Raw genomic sequence first — 18,436 nt, forward strand, 5'->3', positions numbered from 1 at the left:
TAATCGAAAAATAATTAATGATGACCTGAAACACTGCTGCGGCTGATATGGCGTCACAGCCTATAGCAAATTTTGGAACATCATCGGTATAACGGGAAAGATGAGTTCTAAATTTCACAATCTCGTTATACATATAGTACATTTTTTCACAAATAAATGCAAGAGGAAAAAAGCGTTTGCTTATATTAAATACTCATATTTGAATATGATACAGCTAAAAAACGCATAATACATGAATAAACTGAAGAAATATATTTATTATAATGTTTTAATTATAGATAAGGTAATAAGAGCATATTGCTCAAAGCGTATAGTTTGTTATGTGAAATAAATAACGATAGTTCAATTTATTGTTAACTTAAAATAATTTATATAGTTGACACTGATAAATGAAATTGCTATAATCCCATACATATTGAACAGAAAGAAGGGATGCTGATGATGCAGCTGATTCAGCAGCTGGCTGCCTGTAAAAGCTATGATTTTTCCGGCTGGTTCCTGGCAGAAGCCTCGCTGTGCCTGGAAGGAAAGGCCCATTCGTTTTCATTTGAGATCTGCCGAAAGACGGAGCGGCGGGCCGTGCTGCAAGTGCTGGGATGGGATGAAGGCGGCAGGTGCCGTCAGTCGCTGACGGTATTGCTGGTCAAGCCTCTCAGCCTTTCCCGGGAGATTATATCGGCCGAGGCCGAGGGTGCTCCTGATGGCGAAGTCCTGTGGCGTCATGTTTTTTCTGATGAGGAAATACTGGATTACCTGGCTATCAGCGGCGATGCCAACGAGATACATCGGGGGAAGGGGGCCGTCGTCCCCGGATTGTGTTTTCTGGAACGGCTGCTGTCGTCGCTGGATGAAGACGACCTTCGTTGGCGCTGCAAATTCCGAAAGCCCGTATATACCGGCGAAGAGCTCTGCCTCGTGGAGACGGCTGCCGGTATAGAAGGCTATGTCGGCGGCCGCCTGGTAAATACGATAGAACGATTACCCTATAAGGAGCGTGTACATGATGAAATCAACAACATATGATGCCGGAACGCTGACGCGGCTGGCCCTGCTCATCGCCATGAACTGCGTATCAGCGTATATGATTATTCCTCTGCCCTTTTCTATGTCGCCTATATCGCTGCAGACGCTGGTCGTCAATTTGGTGGCCTATCTGCTGCCGCCGAAACAGGCCTGTGCCGCGATGCTGGCGTACGTCTGCATCGGCCTTATCGGCATCCCCGTGTTTACGGGCGGCGCGTCCGGCCCGGGAAAAATGTTCGGCCCGACGGGCGGGTATATTTGGGGCTATGTCGTCGCCGTGACGCTCATTGCCTGGCTGAAAGGGAAGGAGTACAATTTCAAGCGCTTCGCCCTTGTCGGCGTCTGCATCGGCCTGCCGGTCATCGACGTGCTGGGATGCATTCAACTGAAGCTTATTACGGGCATGACCTGGGAAGGGGCCGTGCTCAGCGGCGTGCTCCCCTTTATCCCCCTGGATATCGTCAAGTGCTTGGGGGCGGCGGCTTTGGCCCGGCCCTTGTATAAGATCCTGGGTGCGATGCGATGAACGACGTGTATATTATCGGCGGCCTGCGCAGCTACATCGGCGTGTACAACGGCATGTACCGCCATGTGCCGGCAGAGAAGCTGGGCGCAGCCGTTTTGCAGGAAGTGATCCGCGCATACGGGCTGGTCCGCATCGACGAAATCATCGGCGGCAACAGCGTAGGCTGCGGCGGCAATATTACCCGTCTGGCTGCGCTGGAAGCGGGATTGGATCTGTCGATACCAGCCGTGACCGTCGATATGCAGTGCTGCAGCGGCCTGGAGAGCATCGCCATCGCGGCGGCAAAGGTGGCTGCGGGACAGGCGGAATGCATTCTGGCCGGCGGCTTTGACAGCGCGTCTACCCAGCCGCGACGAAGCTGTCATCCTAACCATCCGGCCTACCGCGGCGATGGGGACTGGTACATGACGGCGCAATTCAGCCCGCAGGTATGGAGCGAAGACTCTATGCTCCGCTGCGCCGAATACACGGCGGAACAATTCCATATTACGCGGGAAATGCTGGACGCCTGGGTTCTTCGCAGCCATGCCCTGGCCGGAGAAGCTGAAACGCAAGGCGTGTTTCAGCCGTGTATTGCCCCGGTGTGCGGCGGCGCGCGGGATGAAGGGATTCGTCATGGCATGCGTCCGCAGCTGCTGCGGCGGCTGAAGCCGGTATTGCCGGACGGCAAGGTGATTACGGCGGCCAACGCCTGCCTTACCAACGACGGCGCGGCCTTTGTGATCGTGTGTTCTCCTGTGTACGCTTGCCGATACGGACTGCAGCCGGCTGTGACAATACGCGGCGTCGCCTCCTGCGGCGTAGACCCGCTGCTGAGTCCCATCGGAGCGGTGCAGGCCGCAGAAGCCGCGCTGACACAATGCGGGCTGCGCGGCGAAGATATAGATGTTTTTGAAATCAATGAAGCCTTTGCCTTGATCGGCGAGCTATTTGCCCGCCGATTTCCACGCTGCGCGGCGGCGTATAATCCCTTTGGCGGAGCCTTGGCATACGGCCATCCGTACGGAGCGACCGGCGCTATATTGCTCCTGCACGCTATCGAAGGGCTGCGGGCCCGGGATGGCATGCTGGGCTGCTGCAGTATTGCCGGCGCCGGCGGACTGGGCAAGGCGATGATCATAGAAAGAGTGTAGACTATGGATTACTTAGCGCTTATTCAGGCGCAGGACGCTGAAAAAACGGCTCTCATTACGGAAACCAGCCGGTATACCTACGGGCAGCTGGCGCGCCGGGCTCAGGCGCTGCGGGATGCCGTCGGCGGAGAGCGAGCCTGCCGGTGGATTTATGCCGATACGATTGCCGAACAGCTGATTCAGTTTTTGGCTTACGCCGGCACGAACTGGGTACCGGTCATCGCTCCGCAGCCAAGGGACGGGAGGCATGATTGTTCGCAAGCCCCGCCGGAAGGTGCCTGCATGGGTGTCATGACGTCCGGCTCGTCCGACCGTCCGAAGCTGTGGTGGCGGACCTACGACAGCTGGGCGTCCTTTTTTCCCGTGCAGAACGGCGTATTCGGCGTCGATAAAAACACGGTCATGTTTTGCCAGGGGAGCCTGGCCTTCACAGGAAACTTAAACATGTATCTCGGCGTATTTTCCGCCGGAGGCACCGTCATAGGAGCCGACGGCCTCCATCCGAAGCAGTGGCTGACGATGATAGAATCGTATCGGGTCAACGCGCTGTATATGATTCCGGCAAAGCTATTTCTCTTGATGAAGCAGATGAAAGTCTCCGGCTGCGCCGTCAATACGGTGAAGCATATTATCAGCGGTTCCCAGGCCTTGGGTAAACGGCAGGCCGGTCAGCTGAAGCAGGTCTTTCCCATGGCGGAAATTATCTTGTACTACGGTTCCAGCGAATTGAACTATATCACCTATATCCGGGATGAGGACATGACCGACGACGACACCATCGTAGGCTGGCCCTTCGCAGGGGTCCATGTCGCCGTGCAGGAGGATACGCAGGAAATTACCGTTTCCACGGCAGGCCATGTGATGGGCCTGTCCATGCCCTATGCGACTCATGACCGGGGATATATAGACGACGACGGCAAGCTCCATTACCTCGGACGCAGCGATGATATCTGCCGGGTTAACGGCGTCAGCATATCGGCCTATAAAGTGGAACGGGCGCTGCGGGAATGTATTCCCGACGCAGAAGGAGCTGTCGTCGTCCTGCGCCGGCCTCACCGGGAAGAGTTTGTCGCCTATATCTCGTCATCCGATAAATGGAATGCCGATAAAACGGGATGCCTAAACGCGCTGCGGCGAAGGCTGCTGCCTCAGGAGATTCCGAACCGCTTTATAGAAATAAGGCAGTTGCCTAAAACGGAAAGCGGAAAAATTGATAAAGGACGTCTATTATCTATGACGAGCTCTTTGCAAGTGTGATATAATAAAGGCGATAGATTATAGATTCACAGCGATAGGGCTGTACAGAGGAGGTCCTTGTTATGAGTTTGCACATTGAAGCCAAGGCCGGCGATATTGCCGATAAGATCCTGCTTCCCGGCGACCCGCTGCGGGCTCAGTATATAGCGGAGAATTTTTTAGACGGCGCCGTTTGCTACAACGGCGTCCGCAATATGCTTGGATATACGGGAACCTATAAGGGACAGGCCGTTTCCGTCCAGGGTACGGGGATGGGGATTCCGTCTATTTCCATATACGCGACGGAGCTCATGCGCGATTATGGCGTCAAAAAGCTGATCCGCGTCGGCACCTGCGGCGCTATGCGCCAGGATATCCGTCTGCGCGACGTCGTCATTGCCCAGGGAGCTACGACGGATTCGTCCATTATACGCAACATCTTCGGCCCGTCTATCAATTACGCGCCTCTGGCAGATTTTGAGCTGCTGTGGAAGGCCTACGACGCGGCGGCGCGGCAGAGCATTCCCGTCCGCGTCGGCAACATCGTCTCGGTAGACCGGTTTTATGACGATGAAATCGATAACGACAAACTGACGGCGTATGGCATCATGGCTGTGGAAATGGAAACGGCAGGGCTGTACGTGCTGGCGGCGAAATACGGCGTTCAGGCCTTGGGCTTGTTTACCGTGAGCGATCACTTGCTGACCAAGGAAGCTTGCACGGCGGAAGAACGGCAGACGTCCTTCGACGACATGATCCGCATTGCCTTGGAAACGATTACAGCTGAGTAGGAGCGCAGGCGATGAAGGGCAATACATTGAAAATTATCGACAGCCATTTCCATTTCCGCGATTTCAAGGGCTTTAACGAGCTGGCTCTGGCGGCAGGCCACGTCAACTCGGCCGAGCACCTGCGGCAGGCCTACGCCCAGTACCATTACGTTCACGGCGTCGTCATGGGAAACGGGACGCTGGACCCGGAGGGGCACGTCTATCCTGAATTCATGAGCTACTGCATCGGCCTGGACAGCAGCGGCTGCAACGATCATATCGAGGAATCCCTCCCGCTGCTTGAGGAAAACCTGAAGCGGAAGCAGTGCTGTGGCATCAAGCTCTACCCGGGGTATAACCACGTCTATATTTATGATTCCGTATACGACCCCGTATACGAGCTGGCGAAAAGATACGACAAGCCCGTAGCTGTTCACACGGGCCTTACGGCGACGGCCAACGCCTTGCTCAAATACAGCCATCCCCTGACGCTCGACGAAGCGGCCGTCAGGCACCCGGACGTGCAGTTCGTCATGTGCCATATCGGCAACCCGTTCCTGCAGGACGCCATCGCCGTGTTGGAAAAGAACCGCAACGTCGCCGTCGACTTGTCGGGGCTGCTTGAGGGAAAGATTCACGACATGAACGGCTTTTTGAAGGCCAAGGAAGGATATATTTCGATGCTGCGCGACTGGCTGTGCTATTTGAACCGCTACGACAGCGTTATGTTCGGCACGGACTGGCCGTTGGCCAATTTAGGCGATTACGTCGCCTTTGTCAAAGCCTTTATTCCCGAGCAGTACTGGCAGGCCGTCTTTTTCGACAACGCCAACCGCTTGTACCGCCTGGGGCTGGAAGCGTAAATCATTTATTAACCGCATAAGAACGACCGGCAGACAGAAAATGCAACGTCTGCCGGTCATTTTTGTATTGACGAGAGTATACTTTAATGTGCATAATTAAGTTGATATGGAACAAATCAAACAAGAAAAACGAACAAGAAAAGTGAATATGCTGGAAGGCTCGCTGTGGGATAAAATCCTCATCGTAGCCTTGCCCTTCGCCTTTACGGGCATCATGCAGCAGCTGTTCAACGCCGCCGACATCGCCATGCTCGGTCAGTTTGTCGGCAAGGAGGCTATGGCGGCCGTCGGCAGCAACAGCCCGATTATCGCCATGGTGCTGAGCCTGTTTATCGGCGTGTCCCTGGGAGCAAACGTCGTCATCGCCCGGTTTATCGGCAAGAAAAATATCCACGGCGTTCACGCCGCCGTCCACACGGCCATACTCGTCGCCCTGGGAAGCGGCGTAGTCATGACGATTCTGGGGGAAATCGCGGCGGCTCCCCTGCTGCGGGCCTTGTCGGTGCCCGATGAAATTTTCGACATGTCCGTGCTGTACCTGCGGATTTTTCTCTTAGGCATGCCGGTTATCCTGCTGTATAACTTCGAGTCGTCGATTTTCCGCAGCCAGGGCGACACGCGGACGCCTCTGTACTGCCTCATCGTTTCCGGCGTAGTTAAATTCTTTTTGAATCTCTTTTTTATCCTCGTCCTCGGCATGTCTGTCGAAGGCGTGGCCATCGGCACGGTCGTGGCCAGTACGATCAGCTCGGGACTGCTCTTTTATTTCCTGTGCCGCAGCACGACGGATATCCGCGTTCATTTGCAGGATTTCCACGTAGATAAGCGGATACTCATGCCCATGCTGCGTATCGGCCTGCCGGCAGGCGTGCAGGGCATGGTCTTCGCCTTGTCGAATCTGTGCATCCAGTCGGCGATTAACGGTCTGGGGCCCGACGTCATGGCCGCTTCGGCGGCGGCGTTCAACGTAGAAATTTTTATCTTTTTCATCGTCAACGCCTTCGGACAGGTCTGCACGACCTTCGTCAGCCAGAATTACGGCGCCCGCAAGCTGGATCGGTGCAAGCAGGTGCTGAAATGGTGCCTTGTACAGGATATTATCATCGGCGTAGCCTGCGGCGCTTTCGTGTACGCCTTCGGCATACCGATTTTAAGTATTTTCAACAGCGACGCTGCCGTCATTGCCTACGGCATGATACGGGTGACCTACGTCGGCTGCCTGGAAGTCATCGAGTCGCTCATCGACGTATTTTCCGGGGCCATGCGCGGCTACGGCAGCTCGCTCATACCGGCTCTCATCACGCTGTTCGGCATCTGCGGCACCCGCATTGCCTGGGTCTATACGGTGTTTTCCTGGGAGCCTGATTTTGAAACGCTGATGATGGTCTTTCCTATCAGCTGGGGCGTCTCGGCGGTCATTCTCATCGCGGCGTATCAATGGTTCGTCAAGCATCTGCGGGCATAGGGGCTATGCTGCGGAGGGCTCTGTTTCGTCCGTAAGGTCAGGTGTGCGGCAATATGAATAGAAAGAACAATACGAGAAGCGTCAACATGCTCGAAGGCTCGCTGTGGGATAAAATCCTCATCGTGGCCTTGCCCTTCGCCTTTACAGGCATTATGCAGCAGCTGTTCAACGCCGCCGACATCGCCATGCTCGGCCAGTTTGTCGGCAAGGAGGCCATGGCGGCCGTCGGCAGCAACAGCCCGATCATCGGCATGGTGCTGAGCCTGTTTATCGGCATATCGTTGGGAGCGAACGTCGTCATCGCCCGGTTTATCGGCAAGAAGAATATCCACGGCGTCCACGCCGCCGTCCACACGGCGATTCTCGTTGCCCTGGGATGCGGCGTCGTCATGGCCGTCGCAGGCGAGCTCCTGGTTGAGCCGCTGCTGCGCCTGTTGTCGGTGCCGGAAGAAATTTTCGATCTGGCCGTCTTGTATCTGCGCGTTTTTTGGCTGGCCATGCCTTTTATCCTGCTGTACAACTTCGAATCGTCGATTTTCCGCAGCCAGGGCGATACGCGCACGCCCCTGTATTGCCTGATTGCGTCGGGCGTTACTAAGTTTTTCCTGAATTTATTCTTTATCCTCGTCCTGGATATGTCCGTCGAAGGCGTGGCCATCGGCACGATCGTCGCGACGGCCCTGAGTTCGGCCATGCTGTTTTATTTCCTGTGCCGCAGCCGGACGGAAATCCGCGTCCGCCTGACGGAGTTTCATGTAGATAAACGGATTCTCCTCCCCATGCTGCGCATCGGCCTGCCTGCGGGGATGCAGGGCATGGTATTCGCCTTATCCAATCTTTGCATCCAGTCGGCTATCAACGAATTGGGACCCGACGTCATGGCGGCGTCGGCAGCGGCCTTCAACCTGGAAATCTTTACCTTTTTTCTGATCAACGCCTTCGGACAGGTCTGCACGACCTTTGTCAGCCAGAATTACGGGGCCCGGAATATAAAACGGTGTAAACAGGCGATGAAGTGGTGCCTGTTTCAGGACCTGCTGCTGACGGCCTGTATTTGCGCCCTGCTGATCCTGTTCGGCGTGCCTTTGCTGCATATTTTCAGCGACGACAGTACGGTCGTCGCCTTGGGCTTTATCCGCCTGAAATACGTGGCCGGCCTGGAATTTATCAACGCCGTCATCGAAGTGTTGTCCGGAGCGATGCGCGGCTACGGCAGCTCGCTCATACCGGCGCTGATTACCCTCTTCGGCATCTGCGGCACCCGCGTGACCTGGGTGTATACCGTCTTTGCCTGGGAACCTGATTTTGCGACGCTCATGATGGTATTTCCCGTCAGCTGGGCCGTCACGGCGGCGATTCTCTGCGTAGCCTACGCATGGTTCATTAAGCAGCTGAAAGCCTGACAGCTTGTCGTCTGCGTATTCAAAAAGCCCCTCAGCGCGTGGATAGCGTCGAGGGGCTTTGCTGTATCTGGCATCGGTTTTCCTTACTTCATGCCGTTTTGCTTCCATTGCTCCGGCGTGGGAACGAGGAAAGTGAAGATCGCGCCGATGAGTGCGCAGACCCATAATACCTGCAGGGCCGAGGTCAGGCCCCACGTGTCGGCTCCCCAGCCGACGAGGGGAGAGAAGAGGCCGCCCATTGTCGTGCTCAGGCCCAGCGTGACGCCGGAGGCGAAGCCGACGTTTTTGCCCAAAAAGGTTTGCCCCAAAATGACGATAGGGCTGTACGGGGCGAAGAGGGAGAAGGCCACGGGGATGAGGAGCAGCGTCGACAGCCATAAATCGGTGCTGTTGACGAAGAAGAACATGGCCGGCACCATGATGAGGAAGGAGCCCCGCATGATGCGGATAAAGCCGAAGCGGTCGGCCAGAATGCCGCCGATAAAGGTGATGACTACGCCCATGAAAAATAGTATGGACAAGGCGAAGCTGCCTTGGGACGGCGAAGCCTGCAGGACGTGAATCCAATAGATCGGGATAAAGGTATTGCAGAGAGTAAAGCCGATGGAACGGACGAAGATGACGACGGTAAGCTTGCTGAACGAGCGCCAGTCGTTGTGCTTTTCTTCGTTCGGATGGGCCTTTGTTTCGGCGATGTCGGCGTCGCTTACCTGATGGAGCACCTTCGGCATGAAATGATAGATCAGCGCGGCGATGATGAAGTTGATGAGGCCGAATACGACCAGCCCGTAAATGTGGAAGGTATAGGCGCAGAAGCCGGCGACGATGGGCCCGACGGCAAAGCCGGCGTTGCCGCCGACGGAAAAGCTTCCCATAGCCTGGCCTTTTAAGGGGCCGGAAATCTTATTGACCATGCGCGCCGCTTCGGGATGATAAATAGAGGAGCCGAAGCCGCAGAACATGGAGCAGAGGAAGATGAGCCAGTAATTGTCCGTAATTCCCAGCAGGGTAATGCAGATGCCGCAGAGGACCGGCCCGAGAGGGACGAACCAGGGCTTGGATATCTTGTCGGAATAATAGCCGAAAATGGGCTGGGAAATAGAGGATAACAGCATGTTGGCGAAGATGAGCGTCGCCGCGTCCTGATAGCTGAGATTATATGTTGCGATAAAATACGGCAGCAGGGCGGGGATAGCGCCTTGTGACCAGTCTACGGAAAAATGACCCATCGTAAATAAATACACGTAAGGGTTCAATTTCTTCATATAGAGACCTCCTGATGATAATATATGTTGGAACATCTTATTATGCCACAAGACGCAGGCCTTTTCAAATCGCAGAGAAGAAAATTTTTGCGTTTTTTGGAAATAGTTTACGGACTCTCGCCTCGTACGCCTAATTTTTTACGATACGTTGCCGTATACACTCACGAGTTGTGGTATAATAAAACCATTACGAAAAAGGGGTTGATGATTATGCCATCAAAAGAAATGTACGCCTTGGGCTCGCAGGCTTCGGTCATCCGCGATTTGTTTGCCTACGGGCAGGAACAGGCGGCCGTCGTCGGCAGGGAAAACGTCTTTGACTTCAGCATTGGAAATCCGACGGTTCCGGCTCCGGCGTGCGTCAAGGAAGCGATTGAAGAAATCGTCGCGACCCGCCAGTCCGTCGACGTGCACGGCTATACGGCTGCTGCCGGCGATTTGGCGGTACGCCGCGGCCTGGCCGACTACATGAATCAAACCTACGACGCCGGCGTTTCGGCCGATAATTTTTATATGACCTGCGGCGCGGCGGCGTCCCTGACGGTCACGCTGAAAGCCCTCGTCGAAAGTCCGGAAGACGAGGTAATCGTCGTGGCTCCGTTTTTTCCGGAATATACTGTCTTCATTCATAACGCCGGAGCGAAAGAGGTCGTGCTGCCTCCTGATACGGAGCATTTCCAGATTTCATTGGAAGCGATGGAACAGGCCATTACGCCTCATACGCGGGCGATTATTGTCAACTCGCCGAACAATCCGGCCGGCACGGTGTATTCGGCCGACACGTATGCGAAGCTGGCAGCCTTGCTGACGAAAAAATCGGCTGACATAGGTCATCCTATTTATTTGATTTCCGACGAACCGTACCGCGAAATCATTTACGACGGCCTGCCGATTTTGTACGTGCCGAAATTCTACGCCAATACGATCGTCTGCTATTCCTACAGCAAATCCTTGTCGCTGCCGGGCGAACGAATCGGCTACATCCTCGTGCCGGACTGCGCTGCCGATGCCAAGGCCGTGTATACGGCGGTGTGCGGCGCCGGCCGGGCGATGGGCTTCGTCTGCGCGCCTCATCTGTTTCAGGACGTCGTGCTGAAATGCATGGGCAAGCTGTCGGATATGAATATATACGACGAAAACCGCAAGCTGCTGTACAACGGGCTGAAGGAGATGGGCTACGAATGCGTCTATCCCAGCGGTGCCTTCTACTTGTTCGTCAAATCGCCGGAGCCCGACGCCAACGCCTTTTCCGAAAAGGCTAAGAAGCTCAACCTGCTCATCGTACCGGCTGACAGCTTCGGCTGCCCCGGCTACGTCCGCATTTCCTACTGCGTAGATCCCGATATGATCCGGCGCTCCTTTGCGGCCTTCAAGACCTTGATAGAAAGTTATGCATAAGACGCGACGTTAATTTGTTTTCCCCCGCGCCTGCAAAACGTGCCGGCGAGGGGGAAATCCATAAGGAAACAGAAATTTTCAAAGAATTTGCGGAAAAATCTTGACACTTCGGTGAAATGTGGTATACTAAGCAAGTCACAAAGATATGGGCCTATAGCTCAGCTGGTTAGAGCGCACGCCTGATAAGCGTGAGGTCGGTGGTTCAAGTCCACCTAGGCCCACCATTATCTTGACATTTGACAACTGTATGGTATACTAAATACGTCATGGGCCTATAGCTCAGCTGGTTAGAGCGCACGCCTGATAAGCGTGAGGTCGGTGGTTCAAGTCCACCTAGGCCCACCAAATAAGCCATCGTTAAGGAGAAATTCCGATACGATGGTTTTTTTTTGCCAAACCTATGCTATAATAGCACGAAGAGAAGGACTACAAGGGGGGAAATCTATGACGGAAAGCGAGCTTCGCTTGGAACAGCTGGCCGCGTCGATCGGGCGGGCCAGGCAGCGGGCCGGATGCGCCGTCCTGCCGGAGGGAGGGCAGCGGGAGGATATTCCGGTCATGGGCGGTGAAGCGCGCCACAGAGACTGCTTAGTCAGCATGCTGGCCAGCGGGAGCAAGGGAAACGCCGCGTTTATCCGTTGCGGCCGCACGAAAATACTCATCGACGCCGGCATCAGTTGCCGCCGTATCGAAAATGGATTAAAAGCGTACGGATGCTCCTTGTCTGAACTGGACGCCGTCTTTATCACCCACGAACATGCCGACCACGTAAACGGCTTGGCGACGCTGCTGAAAAAGACGGATATCCCCGTATATACGACGCGGGAGACGTGGAGCTGCCTGGGCAGAAAAGCCGGCGAATATGCCGGCCGGTTTGTCCGCCTGCCTCGCCGTGTGGGCCTGAAGGAGATACAAATCGTGCCGTTTTTGATTTCCCACGACGCAGCCCGCCCCGTAGGCTATACGATTTATCACGGCGACAGCAAGATTACCCTGGCTACGGACTTGGGATATATCAGCCATGACGTGGAGCTGGCGGCGGCCTATTCGGACATCTTGATTTTAGAAGCCAATCACGATGAGGAAATGCTGAAAAACGGGCCTTATCCGTACGCCCTGCAGAACCGCATCTTGAGCCGGTGGGGCCATTTGTCCAACCGCGACGCGGCGAAATTTCTGGCCCGCATCCCCTCGAAAGGGCTGATGAAGGTACTGCTGGCTCATCGCAGTGAAAAAAATAATACGCCCGCCCTGTCCCTGCACACGGTACGGACCGTGCTCAGCCGGGGCGGCCGCGTCGTCGGACAGGATATATTGCTGCGCCTGGCCTGTCAAAACGGCCATGTCCGCTTTCAAGAAGGAGGTAATGCCTGATGCAGCGCAAACACATGCTAACCGCCGCCGTAGGGATCATACTGATTGCCGTCGGCGTCGCCGGCGGATTTAAAATTCACGACGTTTTCTTCGCCCCCAACCGCACGTACCAGGGAACGATAGAGCAGCTGGCCGAGCCGGCCCCGTCCGGCGATATTTCCGATGCCCGCAATACGGCCGTCGTACGGGCAGCGAAAAAGGTGTCGCCCGCTGTCGTCGGCATTACGACGAAGGTCTATGACCGCGATATTTTCAACCGCCGCGTCCTGGTCGGCGAAGGCGTCGGCTCCGGCATTATTTTTGACAAGGCCGGCTATATCGCTACGAATCAGCACGTCGTAGGCAACAGCAAGACCGTCATCGTATCGCTGGCCGACGGGCAGAGCACGGAGGGCACGGTCGTCGGCCGCGATGAAAAGACCGATTTGGCCGTCGTCAAGATCAATGTGGATAACCTGCCCGTCGCAGAATTCGGCGACAGCGATGCCCTGCAGGTCGGCGAGCCGGCCATCGCCATCGGCAATCCCTTGGGACTGGAATTTCAGGGCACCGTTACGGCCGGCGTCATCAGCTCGATGAATCGGACCCTGGGCGCTGAAGGGCAAAGCATGAAGCTGATTCAGACCGACGCGGCCATTAACCCGGGCAATTCCGGCGGCGCGCTGGTCGACGCCGACGGCAAGGTCATCGGCATCAACAGCGCGAAGATTTCCAAGGAAGGCGTAGAAGGCCTGGGCTTTGCCATTCCCATCAATGCGGCCCGGCCGATCCTCGACGCGCTGATTAAAAACGGCAAGGTCGTCCGGCCCTATCTCGGCTTGTACGGGCTGGATCAGCAGATGGCAGCCCGCTTCGGCATGAAAATTGACGTAGAAGGGATTTTCGTCTATAAAGTAGTGCCCGGTGGCCCGCTGGATCAGGCCGACATCAGCCGCGGCGATATCATCCTGTCGATTAATGGCACAAGAGTCAAAGATTTTACAGTACTGCAGAATGTGCTGGACAGCTGCCAGGTCGGCGAGTCTGTTTCCATTACCTACATGCGCGGCCAATCGGAACAGACGGCGACAGTCGTCTTGCAGGCAAGCCCGGAGAATGAAGAAAGCTGATGAAATATCATATTATTACCATTGGAAAAATAAAAGAGAAGTACCTGACGGCGGGCATCGATGAATTTCTCAAGCGGCTGCGGCCGTACGGGCAGGTGGAAATTACGGCGCTGCCGGAAGAAAAGATGCCCGATAATCCCTCGGAAGCCCAAAAGCGGCAGGTATTGGAGAAGGAAGGGGAAAAAATGCTGCGCCACGTCCGCCAGGGATCGTACGTATTCGTGCTGGACGTGCAGGGGACGCTGATTTCGTCGGAAGACATGGCGGCGAAATTCTCCGAAATAGCCCTCCACGGATGCAGCGAGCTGACCTTCATCATCGGCGGCCCCTTCGGCTTGTCCGACGGCGTGCGCCGCCGCGCCGACAGCCGCATATCCTTCGGGCGGATTACGCTGACCCACCAGATGATCCGCATGATCTTGCTGGAGCAAATTTATCGGGCTGTCAAAATTCAGCGCCATGAGCCCTATCATTGGTAAGGACGAGTAAAAAATTTCCTTGTCAAGCAGGAATTCTCCTTGCGTATGTGTAACTTATTATATACGATATATCATATAGTATTTATACATACTCGATTTGTAAGCTAGAATATGGTTTGCACTACATCGGAAAAGGGGTTGAGCTTATGGAAGAACGTACTGCGTCTGATATCATGGAAAAGAATTTTGTGACGGCAAGTCCGTCTACGTCCGTCTTCAGTTTGGTTCACATGTTTGTAAAAAATAAGGTGGCGGCGATTCCTATCGTAGACGAAGAAGAGCAGCTTATCGGCATCATTACCGACGCAGATTTGCTGTACAAAAAAATCAAGCCTCACGTTCCTCACTATGTCAACTTACTGGGAGCCAGCATTTATTACAACGGCATCAGCGAGTACGACAAGGGCTTTAAAAAGCTGATGGCCTGCACGGCAAAGGAAATGATGACCAAGAACGTCATCATCGCGGCTCCCGACGCCGATGTAGAACAGCTGGCCGGCGTCATGGTAGCGGAACATTTGAAGGTCATTCCCATCGTAGACGGCCGCCGCGTCGTGGGAATTGTCACGCGGTATAATATTTTGGACGAATTGTACAAGGAATACGGCACTTCGGAAGAAAATAAATAACGACGACAACGTGTGTAAAGCAGGTCGGCAGACAAGAGAAGCTCTGCCGGCCTGCTTTTTGACGTATCTTCTCGGGTTGCCTCTTTTTCTGCGCGTCCATTCATGATATAATAACAGAATCATAAAACCATGACTGCACTGCAGCTTGGGAGATTTTATCGTAAATGAGGAGGAAGAAATGGATAACAAAGAACTCGTTATTGTTGTCGATTTTGGCGGTCAGTATAATCAGCTTATTGCGCGCCGCGTCCGTGAAAACCACGTGTACTGCGAAGTGTACCCGTATCAGAAGGCTCTGGCAAAAATAAAGGAAATGCAGCCTCAGGGCATTATCTTTACAGGCGGCCCGGCCAGCGTGTATGAGGACAATGCGCCGAAGATTGAAGAAGTAGTATTTCACTTAGGAATCCCTGTCCTCGGCCTGTGCTACGGCATGCAGTTTATGGCTCAGACCCTGGGCGGCAAGGTGCAGTCTGCGGAAATGCGCGAATTCGGCAAGACGCCGGTTACCGTCAACACGTCTTCCCCGTTGTTTAAAGGCCTGCAGGAAAAAGAAATCGTATGGATGAGCCATACGGACTATGTATCGGACATTCCCGAAGGCTTTGAAATCGTCGCCCATACGGATAACTGCCCCGTAGCGGCTATGCAGAACCCGGCGAAAAAGCTCTACGCCATGCAGTACCATCCGGAAGTGCTCCATTCGGAACACGGCAAGGAAATGCTTCACAATTTCCTCTTTGAAGTCTGCGGCTGCACCGGTACCTGGACGATGGCCAACTATGCCAAGACGGCTATCGAAACGATCAAGCAGACCGTCGGTGACGGCAAGGTCGTACTGGCCCTGTCGGGCGGCGTAGATAGCTCCGTTGCGGCGGCCCTTATTTCTAAGGCCGTAGGCAGCCAGCTGACCTGTATCTTCGTCGACCACGGCCTCATGCGCAAAAATGAAGGCGACGAAGTCGAAGCGGCGTTCAAGGGCTCGGGCATGAATTTTATCCGCGTCGACGCGTCGGAACGCTTCCTGTCGAAGCTGGCCGGCGTCAGCGAACCGGAACGGAAGCGCAAGATTATCGGCGAAGAATTTATCCGCGTATTTGAAGACGAAGGCCGTAAAATCGGAGCCGTCGACTTCCTGGCTCAGGGCACGATTTACCCCGACGTCATCGAATCGGGCGCCGGCGACGCCGCTGTCATCAAGAGCCACCACAACGTAGGCGGCCTGCCGGCAGTTGTCGATTTCAAAGGCCTTATCGAACCGCTGCGCAACCTCTTTAAGGACGAAGTCCGCGAACTGGGCGAAGAACTGGGCCTTCCTGATTACCTCGTATGGCGTCAGCCCTTCCCGGGTCCGGGCCTGGCCATCCGCGTCATGGGCGAAATCACGAAGGAAAAACTCGAAATCCTCCGCGACGCCGACGCCATCTTCCGCGAAGAAATCGCCAACGCCGGCCTGCAGCGCTCCATTAACCAGTACTTTGCCGTCCTCACGAGCAACCGCACTGTCGGCGTCATGGGCGACTTCCGCACGTATGACTACACCTTGGCCCTGCGCGGCGTCACGACGACGGACTTCATGACTGCCGACTGGGCGCGCATCCCCTACGATGTCCTCGACAAGGTGTCGAGCCGCATCGTCAACGAAGTGGACCATATCAACCGCATCGTGTACGATATTACGAGCAAACCGCCTGCAACGATTGAATGGGAATAGTTGCAACAAGCCTCACAAATCGCTTAACCAAGCCATTTGTGAGGCTTTTGCTTTTTCAAAAGTTCCAAAAGTGTACCAAAAAATTTTAAAAAACTTTTTTGGGGGCCTAATTTTGCCAAATTTCTCGAACAAAAAATGTGCATTTTTATACATATGGAATAGACTTGGTTACAAAGGACACGTAGATTTGCAATCTGAACATATACACGGCCAACGGCCTTGTGCGTAAGGGCCGACCCGGACAGGGCGGCCCGCTGTAAAATTTAAACATAGACTGTTCTGATATAATGGCAAGTCTTTATGAATTTGAAATGGACAAAACAACCAGGCGCTGTCTTCGTATGACAGCGCCTGGTTTTGGATTTACTTAGGCTGTAGTTTTGTCGTCATCTTTAGGGATGGACTTTTCACCGAATTTTTCCATGGCCGCTAGCAATTTCCGCTGCTGTGATGGGTACAGGTGGGTGTAGGTACTCAGGGTGGTTTCGATGTTTTCGTGTCCCAGGCGTTCTTTGATGACTAGGGGTGAGAAGCCCAGGTCGATGAGGAAGGACGCGTGGGAATGGCGGAGGTCGTGGACCCTGATTTTTTTCACGCCGGCTTTTTTACTGCCTGTGTGAAGGTGATTCAGGATGGCGTACTTCGTCGTGGGAAAGAGCCGGTCCTGGCTGCGGAGTCCGTAGATGGCGTTCATGTAGTTCTGGACGATGGTGCAGAGAAAGGGCGGGATAGTGATGGTCCGGATGCTCTTCGACGTTTTGGGCTTTTGAATCAGATCTTGGCCGTCCAGACGGGAATAGCTCTTGGTGATGCTGACCGTTTGCTCTTCCAGGTCGAAATCCGCTGCGGTTAGTGCTAAGAGTTCGCCTTCGCGCATACCGGTCCAGAAGAGGAGCATGAAAATCGTGTAGTACAGGATGTCGTCTTTGTACACCGTAATGAACTGGCGGAATTCGTCGAGCGTCCAGAAGCTGATACGGTCGGACCGTTTTTTTCCCATGGAACCACAGAGCCGGACTGGATTTTGCGGAAGGTGATAGTACTTCACGGCAAAGTTGAAGATGGCCGATACTTGATTATTGATCGTCTTCAGGTAGGTTTGCGTGTAAGGCTGGGCGGTCTTCTGTTTGCCAAAGGGCGTGTACGTTGCGCTCAGCATCTGATTCTGCCACTTCCGGATAATCGCCGGCGTAATCGAAGAGATGGGAAGGTCCTTGAAAAAGGGCAGGACCTTCAGCTTGATGATAAACTCCTTATTCCGGTATGTTGTCGGCTTTAAACGGACCCTGGCGTCTTCCATGTAGAGTTCGTATAACTCACCGAATGTCATCGTAGTGGCCCCGGCGGCCTTGGACTTGAAATTTTCCTCGAAGGCCAAGGCTTCTCGACGGGTCTTGAAACCAACTTTCTTTTTCCGCCTGCGCTGGCCCGTCCAATCGGTGTAGTAAAAGGACGCACTCCAGGTGTTATTCGAGGAATCTTTGAATACTGGCAATGACAATCACCTCGCTAGAACCAGTTTAGATTGTCAATATCATAGTGCCACCAGCGGCCAGATTCGTACTGGATGCAGCTGAAACCGTCTTTGAAGAATGGTTTGATTGGCAGTCCATCGACCCAATCACAGGAATGCATGTGCTTGATCATGAGTGCCACCAAGTGGAGATTTTTCATAAGAATCGCCACTCTTTTTTGCATTTCATTTTCATCGGCAAGGACTTCGATGACTTCATCGGGAATGCGATTTACCATTTCAGCTTCAAAATTAAAGACATACCAATGGCCCGAGTCAAATTGAACGAAGGCAGTTTTGTCGTCGGCCCCTTTACGAATGACGACAGGGCAATTTTCCTCCCAAGTGTGAGATTTCGATACTTTGTGCAGAAGGTAGGTGACACATGCCCTCAGTCCGGTAATCGTTTTGTTTCCTGCTTTAATTTGATATCTCATATCAATTACCTCCTTGTTGAATAAATTTATTTCAGGCCCATTTGTTTGCATATAGTAACCGAATAGGCCTTGCTTATACTATTTTGTGACGCATAATTC

17 protein-coding genes and 2 tRNA genes are annotated in these 18,436 nt (G+C 54.1%); 16 read left to right on the top strand and 3 right to left on the bottom strand.

Translation table 11 applies throughout. The features are described from left to right. The first annotated feature begins 438 nt into the window (after positions 1–438). From OCV58_RS05775 to OCV58_RS05810, 8 genes are all read left to right on the top strand, one after another. A complete protein-coding gene (locus OCV58_RS05775) occupies positions 439–1,023 on the top strand; it encodes a hotdog family protein (protein ID WP_154877213.1) in 585 nt (194 codons plus the stop codon). Beyond that, positions 1,001–1,549, top strand: a complete 549-nt coding sequence (locus tag OCV58_RS05780; protein ID WP_267312811.1) for a biotin transporter BioY — start codon at positions 1,001–1,003, stop codon at positions 1,547–1,549. Before OCV58_RS05775 ends, OCV58_RS05780 begins: the two co-directional genes overlap by 23 nt. Then, entirely contained in the window at positions 1,546–2,682 is a 1,137-nt protein-coding gene (locus OCV58_RS05785; RefSeq protein WP_154877215.1) for a thiolase family protein, read from the top strand. The genes OCV58_RS05780 and OCV58_RS05785 overlap by 4 nt, the downstream gene beginning before the upstream one ends. 3 nt (positions 2,683–2,685) lie before the next feature. Continuing rightward, positions 2,686–3,939 carry an AMP-binding protein gene (locus OCV58_RS05790; RefSeq protein ID WP_154877217.1) on the top strand — a complete coding sequence of 418 codons (1,254 nt, stop codon included), beginning with the start codon at positions 2,686–2,688 and terminating at the stop codon, positions 3,937–3,939. A gap of 62 nt (positions 3,940–4,001) precedes the next feature. After that, complete coding sequence (gene deoD, locus OCV58_RS05795; RefSeq protein ID WP_154877219.1) at positions 4,002–4,709, top strand: purine-nucleoside phosphorylase; 708 nt, start codon at positions 4,002–4,004, stop codon at positions 4,707–4,709. An 11-nt stretch (positions 4,710–4,720) separates the two neighbouring features. Continuing rightward, positions 4,721–5,551: an amidohydrolase family protein gene (locus OCV58_RS05800; RefSeq protein ID WP_154877221.1), complete on the top strand. Its 831-nt coding sequence runs from the start codon at positions 4,721–4,723 to the stop codon at positions 5,549–5,551. Between the two features lie 148 nt (positions 5,552–5,699). Then, positions 5,700–7,016: an MATE family efflux transporter gene (locus OCV58_RS05805; protein ID WP_154877248.1), complete on the top strand. Its 1,317-nt coding sequence runs from the start codon at positions 5,700–5,702 to the stop codon at positions 7,014–7,016. 53 nt (positions 7,017–7,069) lie between these two features. Beyond that, positions 7,070–8,419: an MATE family efflux transporter gene (locus OCV58_RS05810; protein WP_267312812.1), complete on the top strand. Its 1,350-nt coding sequence runs from the start codon at positions 7,070–7,072 to the stop codon at positions 8,417–8,419. An 83-nt stretch (positions 8,420–8,502) separates the two neighbouring features. On the opposite strand, the gene OCV58_RS05815 is transcribed toward OCV58_RS05810, so the two are convergent. Beyond that, positions 8,503–9,684 (bottom strand): MFS transporter, encoded by a 1,182-nt coding sequence (locus OCV58_RS05815; RefSeq protein ID WP_154877223.1) that lies wholly within the window; start codon positions 9,682–9,684, stop codon positions 8,503–8,505. A gap of 210 nt (positions 9,685–9,894) precedes the next feature. Between OCV58_RS05815 and OCV58_RS05820 the strand changes: the two genes are divergently transcribed. From OCV58_RS05820 to guaA, 8 genes are all read left to right on the top strand, one after another. Further along, entirely contained in the window at positions 9,895–11,082 is a 1,188-nt protein-coding gene (locus tag OCV58_RS05820; protein WP_154877225.1) for a pyridoxal phosphate-dependent aminotransferase, read from the top strand. 147 nt (positions 11,083–11,229) lie between these two features. After that, a tRNA-Ile gene (locus OCV58_RS05825) sits at positions 11,230–11,306 on the top strand. A 44-nt stretch (positions 11,307–11,350) separates the two neighbouring features. After that, a tRNA-Ile gene (locus OCV58_RS05830) sits at positions 11,351–11,427 on the top strand. A gap of 99 nt (positions 11,428–11,526) precedes the next feature. After that, positions 11,527–12,456, top strand: coding sequence for an MBL fold metallo-hydrolase (locus OCV58_RS05835; RefSeq protein WP_154877226.1), 930 nt, complete (start codon positions 11,527–11,529; stop codon positions 12,454–12,456). Further along, positions 12,453–13,565, top strand: coding sequence for a S1C family serine protease (locus OCV58_RS05840; protein WP_154877227.1), 1,113 nt, complete (start codon positions 12,453–12,455; stop codon positions 13,563–13,565). Before OCV58_RS05835 ends, OCV58_RS05840 begins: the two co-directional genes overlap by 4 nt. Continuing rightward, positions 13,565–14,044, top strand: a complete 480-nt coding sequence (gene rlmH, locus OCV58_RS05845; protein ID WP_154877228.1) for a 23S rRNA (pseudouridine(1915)-N(3))-methyltransferase RlmH — start codon at positions 13,565–13,567, stop codon at positions 14,042–14,044. The genes OCV58_RS05840 and rlmH overlap by 1 nt, the downstream gene beginning before the upstream one ends. Positions 14,045–14,190: 146 nt before the next feature. Beyond that, the gene (locus OCV58_RS05850; protein WP_087476903.1) at positions 14,191–14,673 is read left to right on the top strand and encodes a CBS domain-containing protein; all 483 of its coding nucleotides are present in this window, start codon (positions 14,191–14,193) and stop codon (positions 14,671–14,673) included. A gap of 178 nt (positions 14,674–14,851) precedes the next feature. Continuing rightward, positions 14,852–16,387, top strand: a complete 1,536-nt coding sequence (gene guaA / locus OCV58_RS05855) for a glutamine-hydrolyzing GMP synthase (protein ID WP_154877229.1) — start codon at positions 14,852–14,854, stop codon at positions 16,385–16,387. A 367-nt stretch (positions 16,388–16,754) separates the two neighbouring features. Here guaA and OCV58_RS05860 read toward each other — a convergent pair whose 3' ends face one another. Together OCV58_RS05860 and OCV58_RS05865 are read right to left on the bottom strand one after the other, a co-directional pair. Then, positions 16,755–17,882 (bottom strand): site-specific integrase, encoded by a 1,128-nt coding sequence (locus tag OCV58_RS05860; protein WP_154877230.1) that lies wholly within the window; start codon positions 17,880–17,882, stop codon positions 16,755–16,757. A 14-nt stretch (positions 17,883–17,896) separates the two neighbouring features. Next, positions 17,897–18,337 (bottom strand): hypothetical protein, encoded by a 441-nt coding sequence (locus OCV58_RS05865; RefSeq protein ID WP_154877231.1) that lies wholly within the window; start codon positions 18,335–18,337, stop codon positions 17,897–17,899. Between the last annotated feature and the right edge of the window lie 99 nt (positions 18,338–18,436).

The organism is Megasphaera stantonii, assembly GCF_025567065.1.
Taxonomy (GTDB): Bacteria; Bacillota; Negativicutes; order Veillonellales; family Megasphaeraceae; genus Megasphaera; species Megasphaera stantonii.